The 14,763-nt window shown below is 56.3% G+C and carries 13 protein-coding genes and 2 riboswitches; of the genes, 4 read left to right on the top strand and 9 right to left on the bottom strand.

Annotated features, from left to right (window positions below; genetic code table 11):
- Positions 1–7: 7 nt before the first annotated feature.
- Both RA157_RS08970 and RA157_RS08965 read right to left on the bottom strand, forming a co-directional pair.
- Positions 8–1,078 carry a substrate-binding domain-containing protein gene (locus RA157_RS08970; protein ID WP_434058496.1) on the bottom strand — a complete coding sequence of 357 codons (1,071 nt, stop codon included), beginning with the start codon at positions 1,076–1,078 and terminating at the stop codon, positions 8–10.
- A 199-nt stretch (positions 1,079–1,277) separates the two neighbouring features.
- On the bottom strand, positions 1,278–2,672 hold the full coding sequence (locus RA157_RS08965) for an ATP-binding protein (RefSeq protein ID WP_350336115.1): 1,395 nt from the start codon (positions 2,670–2,672) through the stop codon (positions 1,278–1,280).
- 376 nt (positions 2,673–3,048) lie between these two features.
- Between RA157_RS08965 and ppk2 the strand changes: the two genes are divergently transcribed.
- Positions 3,049–3,897: a polyphosphate kinase 2 gene (ppk2, locus tag RA157_RS08960; RefSeq protein ID WP_350336114.1), complete on the top strand. Its 849-nt coding sequence runs from the start codon at positions 3,049–3,051 to the stop codon at positions 3,895–3,897.
- A gap of 3 nt (positions 3,898–3,900) precedes the next feature.
- Here ppk2 and RA157_RS08955 read toward each other — a convergent pair whose 3' ends face one another.
- From RA157_RS08955 to RA157_RS08925, 7 genes are all read right to left on the bottom strand, one after another.
- A complete protein-coding gene (locus tag RA157_RS08955; RefSeq protein ID WP_350336113.1) occupies positions 3,901–4,908 on the bottom strand; it encodes a KpsF/GutQ family sugar-phosphate isomerase in 1,008 nt (335 codons plus the stop codon).
- A gap of 93 nt (positions 4,909–5,001) precedes the next feature.
- Positions 5,002–7,095, bottom strand: coding sequence for a 3-hydroxyacyl-CoA dehydrogenase NAD-binding domain-containing protein (locus tag RA157_RS08950; RefSeq protein WP_350336112.1), 2,094 nt, complete (start codon positions 7,093–7,095; stop codon positions 5,002–5,004).
- A 91-nt stretch (positions 7,096–7,186) separates the two neighbouring features.
- Positions 7,187–8,143, bottom strand: a complete 957-nt coding sequence (locus tag RA157_RS08945) for a metal ABC transporter permease (RefSeq protein ID WP_350336111.1) — start codon at positions 8,141–8,143, stop codon at positions 7,187–7,189.
- Entirely contained in the window at positions 8,140–9,360 is a 1,221-nt protein-coding gene (locus RA157_RS08940) for a metal ABC transporter permease (RefSeq protein WP_350336110.1), read from the bottom strand. Before RA157_RS08940 ends, RA157_RS08945 begins: the two co-directional genes overlap by 4 nt.
- A gap of 43 nt (positions 9,361–9,403) precedes the next feature.
- Positions 9,404–10,219, bottom strand: coding sequence for a metal ABC transporter ATP-binding protein (locus RA157_RS08935; RefSeq protein ID WP_350336109.1), 816 nt, complete (start codon positions 10,217–10,219; stop codon positions 9,404–9,406).
- A 2-nt stretch (positions 10,220–10,221) separates the two neighbouring features.
- Complete coding sequence (locus RA157_RS08930; protein ID WP_350336108.1) at positions 10,222–11,166, bottom strand: metal ABC transporter solute-binding protein, Zn/Mn family; 945 nt, start codon at positions 11,164–11,166, stop codon at positions 10,222–10,224.
- A gap of 280 nt (positions 11,167–11,446) precedes the next feature.
- On the bottom strand, positions 11,447–11,761 hold the full coding sequence (locus RA157_RS08925) for a hypothetical protein (RefSeq protein WP_350336107.1): 315 nt from the start codon (positions 11,759–11,761) through the stop codon (positions 11,447–11,449).
- A gap of 138 nt (positions 11,762–11,899) precedes the next feature.
- A riboswitch (cobalamin riboswitch) is annotated at positions 11,900–12,123 on the bottom strand.
- A gap of 95 nt (positions 12,124–12,218) precedes the next feature.
- Positions 12,219–12,409: riboswitch (cobalamin riboswitch) on the top strand.
- A 158-nt stretch (positions 12,410–12,567) separates the two neighbouring features.
- Here RA157_RS08925 and RA157_RS08920 point away from each other — a divergent pair.
- The 3 genes from RA157_RS08920 (at position 12,568) to RA157_RS08910 (ending at position 14,751) form a co-directional block, all read left to right on the top strand.
- A complete protein-coding gene (locus tag RA157_RS08920; protein ID WP_350336106.1) occupies positions 12,568–13,359 on the top strand; it encodes a DUF4198 domain-containing protein in 792 nt (263 codons plus the stop codon).
- A 130-nt stretch (positions 13,360–13,489) separates the two neighbouring features.
- Positions 13,490–14,116 (top strand): cobalt transporter CbiM, encoded by a 627-nt coding sequence (gene cbiM / locus RA157_RS08915; RefSeq protein WP_350336105.1) that lies wholly within the window; start codon positions 13,490–13,492, stop codon positions 14,114–14,116.
- Positions 14,113–14,751, top strand: coding sequence for a NikL family nickel/cobalt ECF transporter subunit (locus RA157_RS08910; protein ID WP_350336104.1), 639 nt, complete (start codon positions 14,113–14,115; stop codon positions 14,749–14,751). Before cbiM ends, RA157_RS08910 begins: the two co-directional genes overlap by 4 nt.
- Positions 14,752–14,763 lie beyond the last annotated feature (12 nt).

The following is a 14,763-nucleotide window of genomic DNA, read 5'->3' as shown; positions in this document are numbered from 1 at the left end:
GAAAGTCTTAAAGGCTCAGCGGAACCAGGCCATTGGCCTCTTCAGCGCCTTTTTTGCGATCAGCCGCCGGAAGCGGGATCAGACCCTTGTCGGTCAGGTAGCCTTCATCACCCCAGGTTCCCTCTTTGGTGAACTCGGCAACATAACCCTCGATGCCCGGGATAACACCCACATGCTCTTTCTTCACGTAGAAGAACAGGGAGCGGGAAACCGGATAGTCGCCATCTGCAATGGAATCGAATTCCGGAGCAACACCGCCAACCTGAGCACCCTGGATCTTGTCAGCATTCTGATCAAGGAAGGAGAAGCCAAAGATGCCGAATGCATTCGGGTTGGCTTCCAGCTTCTGAACGATGAGGTTATCGTTCTCACCAGCTTCGATGTAAGCGCCATCTTCGCGAACGGCGTGAGCGATTGCGCCGAAGATTTTCTTACCCTTAAGAGCCTTGCCGTCTTTGCTGAGAGCAGCTTCCGGAATGCCGATTTCTTTTGCGATCTCAGCAATCCGCGGGTCACCAGCTTTCAGGCCGCGCAGCTCCTTGAGGATCGGGAATTTCTTGGCACCACCTTCGAGAGCAAGCTCAGCGAAAGCATCACGGGTACCGGAGGTCGGTGGCGGGCCGAGGACTTCAATTTTCACATCCGGAAGGGATGGGTCAATGTCAGACCACTTCTGGTTCGGGTTATCGACCAGCTTGCCATCAACGAGAACCTGACGAGCCAGAGCCTGGAACAGCTGCTGACGGGTTACGTCAATCTCCGGACCTGCTTTTGCATTACCGATAACGATGCCATCGAAGCCGACTTTGACCTCAACCGGGGTCACGCCATTGGCAACACATTTTTCGAATTCGCTGGATTTGATGCGACGGGATGCATTGGTCACATCCGGGGTGTTTTCACCAACACCTGCACAGAACAGCTTCATGCCGCCGCCGGAACCGGTGGACTCAACGACCGGGGTGTCAAATTCGGTTTTCTGACCAAACCGCTCAGCAACCGCTGTTGCGAACGGGAATACCGTTGAAGAGCCAACGATCTGAATACGGTCGCGTGCTTCTGCAGCACCGGCAAACATGGTGCCAGCCACGGCAAGAGCAACAGCGCTTACTGTCAATCTGTTCAACACGAGTTCTCTCCTAGAAAGGTTTAAAACCTGATCTCTTCCGGACCAAGCTCTGCCCGCACAATAGGCACCTGACATCATCGTTATATGACGTCTTCATGACAGTTTTGCGACATTTTAAACTATTGATATCATTACTAATTTATTCTCTTCAAGATTCTGATGATTCCAGAATGACATCAAAACAGGCACCATTTCCCGGCTCACTGCGGATTGCCAGCCGCCCACCATGCCGCCCTATAATGTGTTTCACGATGGCCAGCCCCAGTCCTGTACCCTTCTTGGCACGGCTGGTCTGAACATCCACACGATAGAATCGCTCCGTCAGCCGGGGCAGATGTTCGGCATCAATTCCCGGACCCCAGTCCCGCACCGAAAGAACTGCATTTATCCGCCCGTCAGGTACCCGCGTCTCGAGGCGACCTGACACACGAACACGACCACCGCTCTGGCCGTATTTGATCGCGTTTTCAATAAGATTGCTGAACACCTGGGTCATCTCGTCCCGCACGCCGTGGACGTGAAGAGGCGTCTCCGGCAGATCCATCTCAAGGCTGACATTCAGCTCTTCCAGGAGCGGAGCCAGGGTATCTCCGATCTGATGAACGAGGTTGTTCAGATCAATCTCTTCCGCATCACTCATGGCCGGTTTCATTTCGATCCGGCTGAGAGACAGAAGATCATCAATCAGACGGGACATCCTCTGGGCCTGACTGGACATGATATCGAGGAATCGATCGCGCGCTTCTGCATCATCCCTGGCCGGTCCTTTCAGGGTCTCGATAAACCCTGAAAGAGAGGCAAGGGGCGTTCGCAGCTCATGACTGGCATTGGCAATGAAGTCCCCACGCATCTGCTCAACACGTCGCTGTTCCGTCTGATCCCGGAAGACCAGCAAGACAAAGTCCGGCGGCAGCTTGCCGGAGCGCCTGTTGCCCGGGCCAAGACGGATTCCTGTGAATGTGGCTCGGAAATACCGGGCTGTGGGGAGGCGCTCCGCATAATCAACGGATTCAGCGTCTCCCCCTTGCGTCACTCTGGCCAGCGCGTCGAGGAATTCCGGAACCCGGAGTTTGAATGAAAGAGGCTCGCCAACCTCGACAGACGGAAACATCTGATGCCCTGCCATATTGCCGAAACGGACGATACCCTTTGGCCCGATCAGAAACGAAGGCTCCGGCAGCGCTTCCACTGCAGCCTTGATCCGCGTATCGGGCCAGACGTTACGCTGGGCCAGCCCTGCCCTGATCTTGGCCAGACGCGGCTTGCGCGGGGTCAGGACAACGGCGAAAGCCAGAACCAGGAACGAGGCTGCAAGAAGCGGCCATGCCACATCTTCAAAATAGCCAAGCAGGGACAGGACCAGTACAGACGCGCCAATAACCCATTTGCCATTCAGCAACCGCTCCCGCAATTCGCGGGATCGGGACAGGGTCGGCAACCTGTTTTCATCCAGACTGTGTTCCACCATACTCTTTTCACCAATCAGGCTTCGTGCTGCAAAGATAGGGCCTGCAGCCCATCTGTGCACAGAAAAACGAATCATGAGTATAGACGTATTCGGCGACAGTATTCTGACACAGGATCGACTCCCGGTGACCCGACCTTGTATACTTGCCGGAACTGATACCAAAGGAGTTTAATATTGACCCATGTGATGCCTTACAATCGTTTACTGGCAAGGCGCTTTTCGAAGGGCGATGCGGCGCATCGGTCGAGGAAAGCAACGAAGTCCAGTGGGCGATTGCAAGGCGCCGAAGGCTGGATTTATCCGCATTCTGAGCAGCGTTGCAGCTGGCTTATGGTATCCATACCACCTCGCCAACTGCTCCTTGTCAGAAAACGGATAAATCTCGGTCACCAGGGTCAATATTAAATTCCTTTGGTATGACCTTCGCCGAGTTTTCAAAAAGGGCCAATTTATGAGTAATGCTCTGCCATTTGATCTTGAGGATGCCGAGTTCCCCAAAGCACTGAAGGATGCAGCCCTGACCAGCGGTGGCTACCCTTATGACCGCAAACTGAAGCGCTCCAGATATGAGAAACACCTGACAGATCTGCAGATTGAGCTGGTCAAGTTCCAACAGTGGGTCCAACACAAGGGCGAACGGGTCGTTATTGTTTTTGAAGGTCGGGACTCTGCGGGGAAAGGCGGCACAATCGGGGCTTTCCGGCAATATCTCAACCCGCGCTGGGTGCGCACTGTGGCCCTTTCAAAACCGACCGAGCGCGAGCGCGGCCAGTGGTATTTCCAGCGTTATGTGGATCACCTGCCGACCCAGGGCGAGATCGTCCTGTTTGACCGGTCATGGTACAATCGCGCCGGGGTGGAGCCGGTCATGGGCTTCTGCTCGGACAGCGAAACCGAGAAATTCCTGACAGATGTCCCCCGCTTTGAAAGCATGCTGGTGGATGAAGGCATCCATCTGTTCAAGATCTGGCTCAATATCGGACGGGAAATGCAATGGAAAAGATTCCACGACAGGCGTCACAGTCCGTTGAAGGTCTGGAAACTGTCTCCCATTGACGTCTCGGCACTGGGCAAATGGGACGCCTATACGTCCGCCCGCGACCAGATGCTTGACCGGACCCATACAGATATTGCCCCATGGACAATTGTGCGTTCAAACGACAAGCGGCGGGCGCGGCTGAATGCTATTCAGCATGTCCTCACCTCAATCGACTATCCGGGCAGGGATCAGGATACTATCGGGGCGACCGATCCACTTGTTCTCGGCAACGGCCCCGGATTTCTGATCGGGTCGGAATAGGGTTCAGACAACACCCTGCTGGATCAGGTCTTGAACGTGGAGAACACCGACAGGACGTCCTTCCTCAACGGCAAAGATCACATTGATTTTGCCCTGTGACAGGATCTCCATGGCCTTGCTGACGAGAATGTCAGGCGACACCACCGTTGGGCCGGCGGTCATGACCTGATCAACCGTCAGCTCAAGCAGGTTATCCTGGGCATGACGCCGCAAGTCGCCATCGGTAACCATGCCGACCAGCTCACCGTCCTGGCCGACAATCCCGAGACAGCCGACACCTTTTTCAGTCATCAGAATAAGGCCGTCTGTCATGTTGATGCCCGATTCGACCAACGGCATGGCATTGCCCTTGCGCATCAGATCACGCACGTATTTGAGGTTGGCCCCAAGGCTGCCACCCGGATGATAGACGCCAAAATGTTCCGCCGTGAACCCACGGGCCTCAAGAAGCGCAATGGCCAGCGCGTCACTCAGGGCAAGCTGCATGGTGGTGGAGGTGGTCGGTGCCAGTCCATGCGGGCAGGCTTCTTCTTCACGCGGCAGGGCCAGGACAATATCGGCATTGCGACCAAGCGCGCTGTTATTCTTTGAGGTGATCGCAATCATGCTCACACCAAACCGGCGGGTATAGGCCAGAAGGCTGCTCAGCTCCGCCGTGTCGCCGGACCATGACAAGGCGATCACCACATCATCCTTGGTAATCATGCCAAGGTCGCCATGAGAGGCTTCTGCAGGATGCACGAAAAAGGACGGAGTTCCCGTTGATGCCAGGGTCGCGGCCAGCTTGTTGCCCACATGACCGCTTTTGCCCATGCCGGATACGATGACACGCCCGCTGGCCTTCAGAATGGTCTCGACGGCTGCCTTGAACTGATCCTGAAGACCGTTGTTCAGGCTCTCTTTCACAGCCAGAAGGCCATTGATTTCCAACTGCAGGGTACGATCGGCTGACGCAATGGGTGTCATTTGCGTCTGGTCGGCAACGGGTGCCGACGACTTGGCTTCTGTCATCGAGTTCTCACGAGACCATGTTGTGACTGTCAGCCTGTCCTTATCATGTCACGGGTGGAAGTCCAACACCAACACCGGCGACCTGTACACCATTCAACTGTTCAGGTTCTCAAAGGAACGACCGGACCGAACCAGTTCCACAAGCAGTTCCGAAGGTTGCCAGCCGAACCCTCCTGTCCGGCAGACCGCCTTTACATCCTCGAGAATTCTGTCGAGACCGATCTGATCCGCCTCGTGCATAGGCCCGCCGCGCCAGGCTGGATAGCCATAGCCGTGGATCATCACCATGTCGATTTCAACAGGGCGCGTGGCAATACCCTCTTCCAGGATACGTGCCCCTTCATTGACCATGACGGCACGCACCCGTTGCTGAATCTCTCCGGCTTCCAGTGGCTCAGGCGAGATGCCCTGCGCTTCCCTTTCTTCCACGATGATTGCCAGAACGTCAGGATCCGTTTGAGGCCGCCTGTCTCCCGCTTCATAGCGATAATATCCGCGCCCCGCCTTTTGCCCCAGACGACCCGCTTCACACAGCCTGTCCGGAATGGAGACATAGCGCTCCTGCGGGTTCCGACTGGCCGCAAGACGTTTGCGCTGAGCCCAGGCGATATCCAGCCCCGACAGATCGTAGACCGCAAAAGGCCCCATGGGAAAACCGAAGCGGGTCATTGCGGCATCCACGTCTTCGGGCATCACATGATCTTCGAGAAGACATTCAAGCTGCTTGCGACAGGTTGACCAGATCCGGTTGCCGATAAACCCATCACAGACCCCGGCCACGACACCGGTCTTGCCGAGACGTTTCGCAATTCCAAGCCCGGCCGCAAGAACATCAGGTGCCGTTTCAGCACCGCGAATAACCTCCAGAAGCTTCATCACATGGGCGGGGGAGAAAAAATGCAGGCCCAGACAATCCTGAGGACGTGCTGTCTCTGCTGAAAGCGCATTCAGGTCCAGATAAGACGTATTGGTGGCGAGAATGGCACCGGGCTTTGCCACACCGTCCAGTCTGCGGAACAGGTCTGACTTCACGGCCATATCTTCAAACACGGCCTCGACAATCAGGTCAGCCTCTGATGCAGCATCAAGGCTGGTCGAGCGGAGAATGGAAGCAAGTGCATCGCCCGCGTCCTCTTCCGTTATTTTTCCCCTTACGATCAAAGCGCGATACAGCCCGCTGACCCTCTCGACACCCGCCGACAGGGCTTCTGCTGTCTGCTCAATCAAGGTTACGGCAAATCCCGCCCGTTCAAACGCAACGGTAATCCCCGCTCCCATCGTGCCAGCACCAATCACGGCCACAGAACTGACAGGCCTGGGGCTGATTCCTTCTATCTCGCTGACCTTACCAGCGGCCCTTTGACCAAAGAACGCATGCCGAAGCGCTTTCGCCTGATCACTTTGAACAAGCTCCATGAAGATCGCCCGCTCTGCAGACAGTCCGTCCGGGAACGTCATCGCCTGGCTGTTCAGGACGGATTCGGCCGCTTTCACCGGAGAGACCTGCCCTCGGGCTTTCTTCCCGATAGCTGCAAGAGCGGTCGCGGCATCCTCATCCGATAGGCCTTCAACCGGTCGTTCCGAGGTTTTCGCATGAGCCCGGTCACCTTTCAGGCGCTCAGTCAGAAAAGCCTTCGCGGCTTCTTCAAGCCCGTCCACCGCGACCAGATCGCAGATACCCAGATTTTCGGCTTCTGATGCCGTAATCCTCCGCCCCGAGGTTACCAGCTCAACCGCCTTGGCCACACCAGTCAGCCGAGGCAGGCGCTGGGTGCCGCCAGCGCCGGGAATGATTCCAAGAGCAACTTCCGGCAGACCGATCTCGGCATCTGCTGACATGACCCGGTAGTGACAGCCGAGCGCCAGCTCAAAGCCACCTCCCAACGCTGTCCCGTGGATTGCAGCCAGCCACGGCTTGTTGCTTTGTTCAATAGCATTGATCACATCAGGCAAGGGCGGCTCTAGAGGCCCTTTGCCAAATTCCCGGATATCAGCCCCTGCGATAAACGTTCGTCCCGCACAGATGAGAACGCAACCCTTGACGGTCGCATCCTGCTCCACCTGATGAACAGCATCCTGCAGTCCCTGGCGAACAGTCTGGGAGAGCGCGTTGACCGGCGGATTATCAACACGAATAATCGCCAGAGGGCCATCAACCAGAATGGAAACCGGGCTGTGCTCTGCCATGACATCTCCTGAGTTCCTTCGGCATTACAGGAACAGGTTAAGGCTGACCGGTCGGTCAGTCAAAGCCTCTCTGTCATCAGCTGTCAGGATATCAGTCAGTCATCAAACTGGTATGACGACGCTGGGCCCGGCGACGCGGCACAACCCCGTAACGGGGGGCAAACACCATGGCCAGCACCTGACAAAGCCCGGCCACCAGAGCGATCATACCTGCGGCAGACACCGAATGATCGAACCCCAGCAACAGGGGACCGAACGCTGCCAGCCCATAACCGCTTATTCCGCTGAACACCGAGACCACACCGCTGATCACCAATTGTCGCGACAGGCGATCCGTCAGCATTCGTGCGGTCGCGGCCGGGCAGATAAACATGGCAATGACCAGAATGGAGCCCACAGCATCAAAGGCGGCGACGGCTGCAACAGCCGTCATGAATGTGAGGGCAAAACCGAGCTTCCGGGATGAGATGCCCAGGCTGTCCGCCAGTCCCGGATCAAAACTCGTCAGCTTCAGTTCCTTAAAAAAAGCCAGGATGAAGATGAGCACACAGGCTGTCACCAGAGCCAGACGATGCACAGCATCAGGCAGATCCTTGAGCACTTCCGGGTTTAGCAGGTCCGACCAGCTGGATGCAGACAGCCATACGGCGCTTTCCAGATTGCCATAGAGGGCATGTTCCACATCCAGATGCACCGCGGATGTGTCGCTTTGCTCCAGCAGAACCACGCCCGCTGCAAACATGGTGGTAAACACCACCCCCATGGCCGCTCCTGGCTCCACATTGCCCACACGCCGGATAACTTCAATCAGGCCCACTGAGACCAGAGCCGCCAGCGCCGCACCCAGCATCATCGGCCAGGTGCCTGTTGTGCCGGTCACGAGAAAACCGACAACGATACCGGGCAAAACCACGTGGCTTATCGTATCGCCCATCAGGCTCTGTCGTCTCAGCACCAGATAATTGCCAAGCAGACCACAGGACAGTGCTGCCAGGACACCGAGCAGAATGGAGGGAAGGTCGAACTGCAGGAAAATCTCAAGGCTCATGCGGGCAGCTCCTGCACGGTCAGCCGGGCTTCCAGCTCTGAGATCAGATCGCGCGGCAGCACTTCCTCTATCGGGCGGAGCGACCAGTCATCCATCACAAGCGCCTCTTCCGGGTAATCCTCACGGTACCTGTTCCACAGAGCCTGATCGCGAACCATCCGCGCCGCCGCACCACGACCCTCCAGGGTTGGTGTTCCATCCCGGCGGATATAGCGGGACCGGCGCAGGACCCAGCGTGTCATGGTATCGAAGATCGGTTCTCCGCGTGCCAGTGCCAGAAGCCCCTGACGTTCATGCACCACACGCTGGAACCGACGGTGCCGGATCAAGGCCGCAAGAACACCCCGGTGCGGTGCGAACAGCAGCGACAGAACGAACAGTGCGAACAGCACCAGCACAATCACGCCTCCGGTCGGCAGGTCCGGTGCTGTTGAGGAGATGACGGCTCCTGTATAAGAGCCCACAGCCCCCAGACCGGATGAAATCGCCACCATGGGCGGTAAGCGGTCTGTCCAGAAGCGCGCCGCCACCGGTGGAATAATGGCCAGGGCAATGATCAGGATCAGCCCAACAGTTTTCAGCCCGATCACCACGACAGCCAGAAGCAGGCCCAGCATGGCAAGATCAATGCGACGGGATGACCAGCCTCGCGCTGTTGCATAGTCGGGGTCAAAACAGACCAGGCCGAATTCCTTCATAGAGGCAAGGATGATCAAGAAGACCACAAAGGAAGCCACGGCAATCAGAACGGCCTCACTCTTCAGCAGACCTGCTGTTGCACCAAGAAGAAACCCTTCCATGCCGGCCTGCCCTCCGGTTGGCATGGCCTGGATAATGGTCAGCAGCACAATGCCAAGAGCGAAAAAGGTCGACAGCACTGTGCCAATGGAAGCGTCTTCGGTCAGCCGCGTGTTGTTCTTGATCCACTCAACACTCAAAACCCCGATGGCAGCGGATGCGGCTGCACCGGCCAGAAGCAGCGGCAGACTGCGTCCGTCACCAAACAAGGCTGTACCGATGAGGAAAGCAATTGCCACGCCGGGCAATGTTGCATGACTGATCGCGTCAGAAACAAGCGCCCGCTTGCGCAACAGGACAAAAACCCCGATAGCCCCGGCACCAGCTCCCAGCAGTGCCGCCCCGACAGAGACCAGAACGGTGTTGTATCCGGCCTGCATGAAGAAGGCAGACCAGAACGTTCCCCAGACAGCACTCATAGGATCGGCCTCATGAGATCAACTTCATGGGATCAGCTCCGGCTTACAGTTCGGCTGAGTGACGCAGGGCGTTCAACTGTGTCTCGGCCAGACGGCCACCATAGGCCTTCTGCAGGTTATCGGGGGTGAACACATCGCGGACAGAACCATCGGCAATGGTCTGACCACTGAGCAGAAGCACATGATCGAAATAGTCCGGTACGGTTTCAAGATCATGGTGAACGCAGATCACCGTCTTGCCATCATCCACCAACTTGCGCAGGACTGTGATGATGGCCCGTTCGGTTGCCGCATCAACACCGGCAAACGGTTCATCCATGAAATAGACATCAGCATTCTGGGCAAGAGCACGTGCCAGGAAAATACGCTGCTGCTGGCCGCCGGACAATTGCCCGATCTGACGGTCAGCGAATTCTTCCATCTCAACCAGTTTCAGATAATCCATGGCCTTCCGGCGATGGGACCGGCCAACCCAGCGGAACCAGCCGATTTCGCCATACAGCCCCATCAGCACAACATCCAGAGCCGTTGAGGGAAAATCCCAGTCGACAGAGGATCGCTGCGGGACGTAACCGATCTGGCGGCGGGCCTGGTCAAACGCGCTGCCGAACACACTTACATCACCGGAAATACGCGGGATCAGACCAAGTGACGCTTTGAGGAAAGTGGACTTCCCGGCGCCGTTCGGGCCGACAATCGCAACCAGTTTTCCGGCAGGTGCCGAGAAAGACACATTCCAGAGAACAGGCTTACGGTGATAGGCAACGGTCAGACCATTGACCGCAAACGGGCTTTTCGGGTCCAGACGCGGGGCAATGACCCCATGATCAGCAATCAGTTCCACAGAGGCTCCAGACATGATCAGCTCCCGGCCCCGAGGCGATTGTTCAATCCGCGCGCTGGAGCATTACCGCCAAGTGCACGGGAAATCACCGTGGCATTGTGATCCAGCATACCGATATAGGTGCCTTCATAAGTCCCAGGCGCACCCATGGCATCTGAGAACAGCTCACCACCCACAATGACCTTGTGCCCACGGGCGGCAGCTCCCTCGACCAGCGCCCTGATATTGCGCTCGGATACGGAGCTTTCCACGAAAACCGCTGAAACCCTGCGCTCGACCAGCAGATTGACCAGCTCTTCGATCCGCAGCAGCCCGGCCTCGCTCTGGGTGGAGATACCCTGAATACCAAGCACCTCGAAGCCATAGGCCTTGCCGAAATAGCCAAAGGCATCGTGAGCTGTGACCAGCACGCGGCTGTTTTCCGGAACCGACAGGGCCGAGCGTTTTACATAATCGGACAGAGCATCCAGTCTCGTGATGTAGGCTGCAGCATTTTTGCGAAATTCCGACTCGCCCTCCGGATCAAGGCGGATCAGTTCGTCGCGGGCATTCTCCGCTGCTTCCTTCCAGAGAGCAGGGCTCATCCAGATATGTGGATCAAACTTGTCAGGATATTCATCACTGGCAAACAGCTGCTCCTTCGGCAGGGTTTCTCCCAGCGCGATGACCGGCTTTTTCTTCGCCAGTTTATGAAGCAGCTCCTCCATCTGGGCTTCCAGATAGAGGCCGTTGTGAATGATCACATCCGCCCGCCCCAACAGGATCACATCGCTGCGGGTGGTGCGATAGGAATGCGGATCGACACCCTCGCCGATCAACGTGCTGACATCCGCCCGGTTTCCGGCAACTTCGGATACCAGATCACCGATCATCCCGACCGTGGTGACAATGTTCAGCTTGCCCGCATGGGCTGGCATAACCATCATCAGAACAGCAACAATCAAGACAGACAGACGACGCATCAACGCATTCTCACTTCTGAACTTCGATCCTGGATCTTTAATGCAAATAATTCGCAACTGCAAGAGCAGATCACACTTTTTTGCGAATGACTTGCAACAAGAACACTAGGCCGCACACATCATCGGGATTTTCAGAAGCTATATTTTTCAGAGATTTATCAGTGATCTACATAAGTATCACGATCTATCGCGCCGCGCCGTATCCCTCAAACACAAAAACGGGAGCGCCATGCACTCCCGTTTTCAGATTGGAGTCTTGCCCCCAAAATACTCCACACTCTCAGTTCATAAGAGCTCGTCGCTCTGCAGGCTGCGATGTGGCGCGCCAGTCGAGCGGCATACTGGCCACCTGCTCCATGAGCTCGGCAACTGGCCCGGACGCGTCAGGACCGGCTTCTTTCAGAAGTGCCCGCGCCGCTTCTACAGGATTGACGTGATCAGGCAGACTTGCCAGCCAGAGCCCCAGCGCCAGACCGGCCTGGTCTGACCGGCCATAATGCGTCCGCTCTCTTCTCTCTCTGCGGGAGGATCTGGCTGATCGTCTCCGCATGCCGGTCATTCGGCCATTTATGGAATTCAGGTCTGTCGCGTCCATACCAGTATCCTTTCGTACAGGCTCCAGCCTGCTGTGGTATGTTCGCGGGGAGTTGTCAGATGGACGCCGGATGGCCTGAGCCACCAAATCGCCCCTGCAATCGCCCTCCGCGATTCGGTAGCCAAGGCACACCATCAGGCATGCCGGTTTCATCAGGCTGGTTTCCGGACTGAAGAGCGGTCAGATGACATCTGAACCTGCGTAACACCTTCCCAGGACAGACATCCCAGTGGCCTTGGTTACGCGCAACTCTATCACCGTTGCGGGGGCAGTGCCGGACTTAGCATACGCATCACCGGCTTCCCAATTATCTGCGACACATCTTGTGGGTGAATCGCAGCACCTAACGTACTCATCATCACGAGGTTTCATGCAGATTGCAATCCGCAATCATCCGAATGGGGAAAATTTGTCATAACCGTGGCATATCTGAATTGCGCTTACGGCAATCCAGTGCTACATCCCGTCGCTGACGGTTCCGTAGATTAATAGGGAATGTGGTGCGGCCTCCGGCCAAATCCTCAGCTGCCCCCGCAACTGTAAGCGACTACGACGGTTCATAAAGCCACTGGACAGATCTTTGTCCGGGAAGGCGAACCGCTCGCATGACCCGCAAGCCAGGAGACCTGCCGTCAACCGATGATCGCGACCAAATGCGGGCGTTCATCGATGGTGTCCCGACGCCGGGGTGAGCGTCAGGTCTAAAGGCGGCATTGCCTGACACCAGTCGTATGCGTCTTTGGCCTTTGAAGTCCCCGAGCGTCTCCATTGTTTTCCGCTCCCTCGTGAGCTCATGGAGACCTTACATGTTGAAGAAAATCCTGGCGGCCACAACCGCCGTACTTATCGCAGGCACAGTGTCTGCTGCAGCCCATTTCCAGCTTGTCTACACACCGGAAGTCAATCTCGAAAAAGCTGGCGACGTTCCGTTCAAGCTCATCTTCTGGCATCCGTATGAAGCAGGCCATGTGATGGATATGGGCCAGCCGGAAGCCTTTTTTGTCATCCACAAAGGCAAGAAGACCGACCTTCTGGGCGCTGTTAAGCCGATCTCCTTCAAGGGCCCGACCAATGATGCCGCTGCTTTTGAAGCATCTGCCAAGGTCAAGCGCAACGGCGACTATATCTTCGTCGTCGAGCCGGCTCCCTATTATGAAGGCAGCGAAGACATCTACATTCAGCAGATCACAAAAAGCTTTGTGAACAAGGGCGGTGTGCCGACTGACTGGAATTCTGCCCTCGGCCTTAAGACCGAAATCGTGCCGCTTGTAAAGCCAACCAACATTCTTGCCGGTTCCACCTTTACCGGTCAGGTTCTGGCAGACGGCAAGCCGGTCGCCAATGCCGAGCTCGAAATCGAGTACATGGCTGCTGAGCCGGATATGGAAACCAATGCGGCCAAACCGGCAACAGTTACGCCTCCTCCGGGCGGTGCCGTTGCTCTTGTGACCGACGAAAACGGCATGTTCTCCTTCGGCGTTCCAAAAGCCGGTTTCTGGGGCTTTGCCGCTCTTGGCTCTGGTCCTGTCAAGGAACATGAAGGCAAGGAACTTTCCCAGGATGCAGTTATCTGGATCCGCGCCTACGATATGGAATAGAGCCTAGGGTCAAGACTCATTGCTCATGCCCATTCTGTTCATCTGGGACGTACAGAATGGGCAGAAACAAGAGCGCCGGACGAAAAAATGACTATCGCGGAATGGACGTAAACAATGAGTTTTGACCCTAATGCATATCGTTGACGGAGCACTTTCAACAGAAGTCCTGATCGGGGGCGGTATCATCACCGCCGCCGGCCTGGCACTTGGGCTCCGAAAGCTTGATATGGAGCGCATTCCGGCTACGGGCATTCTGAGCGCCACATTCTTTGTGGCGTCTCTTGTGCATGTGCCGCTTGGTCCGTCCAGCGTGCACCTGATCATGAACGGCATGGCAGGTGTTATTCTCGGTTGGGCCGCCTTTCCCGCGCTTTTTGTGGGCCTTCTGCTACAGGCCGTGTTCTTCGGATTTGGCGGCGTTACCGTTCTCGGCGTCAATGCAGCCAATATTGCGTTGTCAGCAGTTATTGCAGCTGCAATCTGCCGCCGTGGCATCTCCTCTCCCAATCTGAAGATTGCCATGATCTCAGGCGGTATTGCAGGGGCGCTGGCCATCGGGCTGACAGCCCTGTTTGTCGGTATCAGTCTGGCTTTTTCCGGTGAAGAGCTGATTCCTGCAGCCAAGCTTGCTTTCTTCGCCCATATTCCCGTAATGATTATCGAGGGTCTTTTGACCGGTGCAGCTATTCTTCTGGTCCGCAAGGTCAAGCCGGAACTTCTGTCGGCCTCCATTCCAACTGCGGGGCGATCCTCATGACACTCTTTCAGTTTTTTGCACGCCTGGCCCTGGTCGCCTGCTTCTCCCTTTCCATGCTCACACCTGCCCTGGCCCATAAAGTCATTATCGGGCTTTACGCGGAAGGAGATCATATCGAAGGGGAAGTCGGCTTTTCCAACGGAGATATGGCGAAGAATGTGCTCGTCGAGGTTTTTGATTCGTCCGGAAAGAAACTGGGCGAAACCAAAACCGATGATGAAGGCATTTTCATTTTCAAACCGACAATCCGGATTGACCATGTCTTTACATCCAATCTCGGACAGGGGCATGTGGCCAATGGCACGCTGACTGTTGATGAAATGCCGGAAAGCCTGAAGGCGGGATCTACCCCCCAACAGCAAGCCTCCACCACATCAGGCCCTGCAACAACAGAAACTGGCGAACCTAATAATTCCGCCTCAGCAGCCGTGAACAAGGAAGAGCTGGAAGCAGCGATTGCCAAGGCTGTTGCAAAGGGTGTCAGGCCCTTGCGCAAGGAACTGCAGAGTTTCCAGGACAAGCTGGACCTGCAAAGGGTTCTCGGCGGTATCGGCTATATTGTCGGCCTGTTCGGCGTTGGTTTTTATCTAGCAGCCCGGCGAAAGCTGGCTGACCAGAACAGCGGAAAGGCCTGATCATGGGTCACG

Source organism: Coralliovum pocilloporae (genome assembly GCF_030845175.1).
Lineage (GTDB): Bacteria > Pseudomonadota > Alphaproteobacteria > Rhizobiales > Cohaesibacteraceae > Coralliovum > Coralliovum pocilloporae.
The sequence above is the reverse complement of the archived record's forward strand: the minus strand, read 5'-3'. Positions and strand labels throughout refer to the sequence as shown.

Excerpts from the sequence above, each read along its gene's own strand:
- RA157_RS08970 (WP_434058496.1), bottom strand. The coding sequence starts at position 1,078 with ATGTTTGCCGGTGCTGCAGAAGCACGCGACCGTATTCAGATCGTTGGC.
- RA157_RS08965 (WP_350336115.1), bottom strand. The coding sequence starts at position 2,672 with ATGATTCGTTTTTCTGTGCACAGATGGGCTGCAGGCCCTATCTTTGCA.
- ppk2 (WP_350336114.1), top strand. The coding sequence starts at position 3,049 with ATGAGTAATGCTCTGCCATTTGATCTTGAGGATGCCGAGTTCCCCAAA.
- RA157_RS08955 (WP_350336113.1), bottom strand. The coding sequence starts at position 4,908 with ATGACAGAAGCCAAGTCGTCGGCACCCGTTGCCGACCAGACGCAAATG.
- RA157_RS08950 (WP_350336112.1), bottom strand. The coding sequence starts at position 7,095 with ATGGCAGAGCACAGCCCGGTTTCCATTCTGGTTGATGGCCCTCTGGCG.
- RA157_RS08945 (WP_350336111.1), bottom strand. The coding sequence starts at position 8,143 with ATGAGCCTTGAGATTTTCCTGCAGTTCGACCTTCCCTCCATTCTGCTC.
- RA157_RS08940 (WP_350336110.1), bottom strand. The coding sequence starts at position 9,360 with ATGAGTGCTGTCTGGGGAACGTTCTGGTCTGCCTTCTTCATGCAGGCC.
- RA157_RS08935 (WP_350336109.1), bottom strand. The coding sequence starts at position 10,219 with ATGTCTGGAGCCTCTGTGGAACTGATTGCTGATCATGGGGTCATTGCC.
- RA157_RS08930 (WP_350336108.1), bottom strand. The coding sequence starts at position 11,166 with ATGCGTCGTCTGTCTGTCTTGATTGTTGCTGTTCTGATGATGGTTATG.
- RA157_RS08925 (WP_350336107.1), bottom strand. The coding sequence starts at position 11,761 with ATGGACGCGACAGACCTGAATTCCATAAATGGCCGAATGACCGGCATG.
- RA157_RS08920 (WP_350336106.1), top strand. The coding sequence starts at position 12,568 with ATGTTGAAGAAAATCCTGGCGGCCACAACCGCCGTACTTATCGCAGGC.
- cbiM (WP_350336105.1), top strand. The coding sequence starts at position 13,490 with ATGCATATCGTTGACGGAGCACTTTCAACAGAAGTCCTGATCGGGGGC.
- RA157_RS08910 (WP_350336104.1), top strand. The coding sequence starts at position 14,113 with ATGACACTCTTTCAGTTTTTTGCACGCCTGGCCCTGGTCGCCTGCTTC.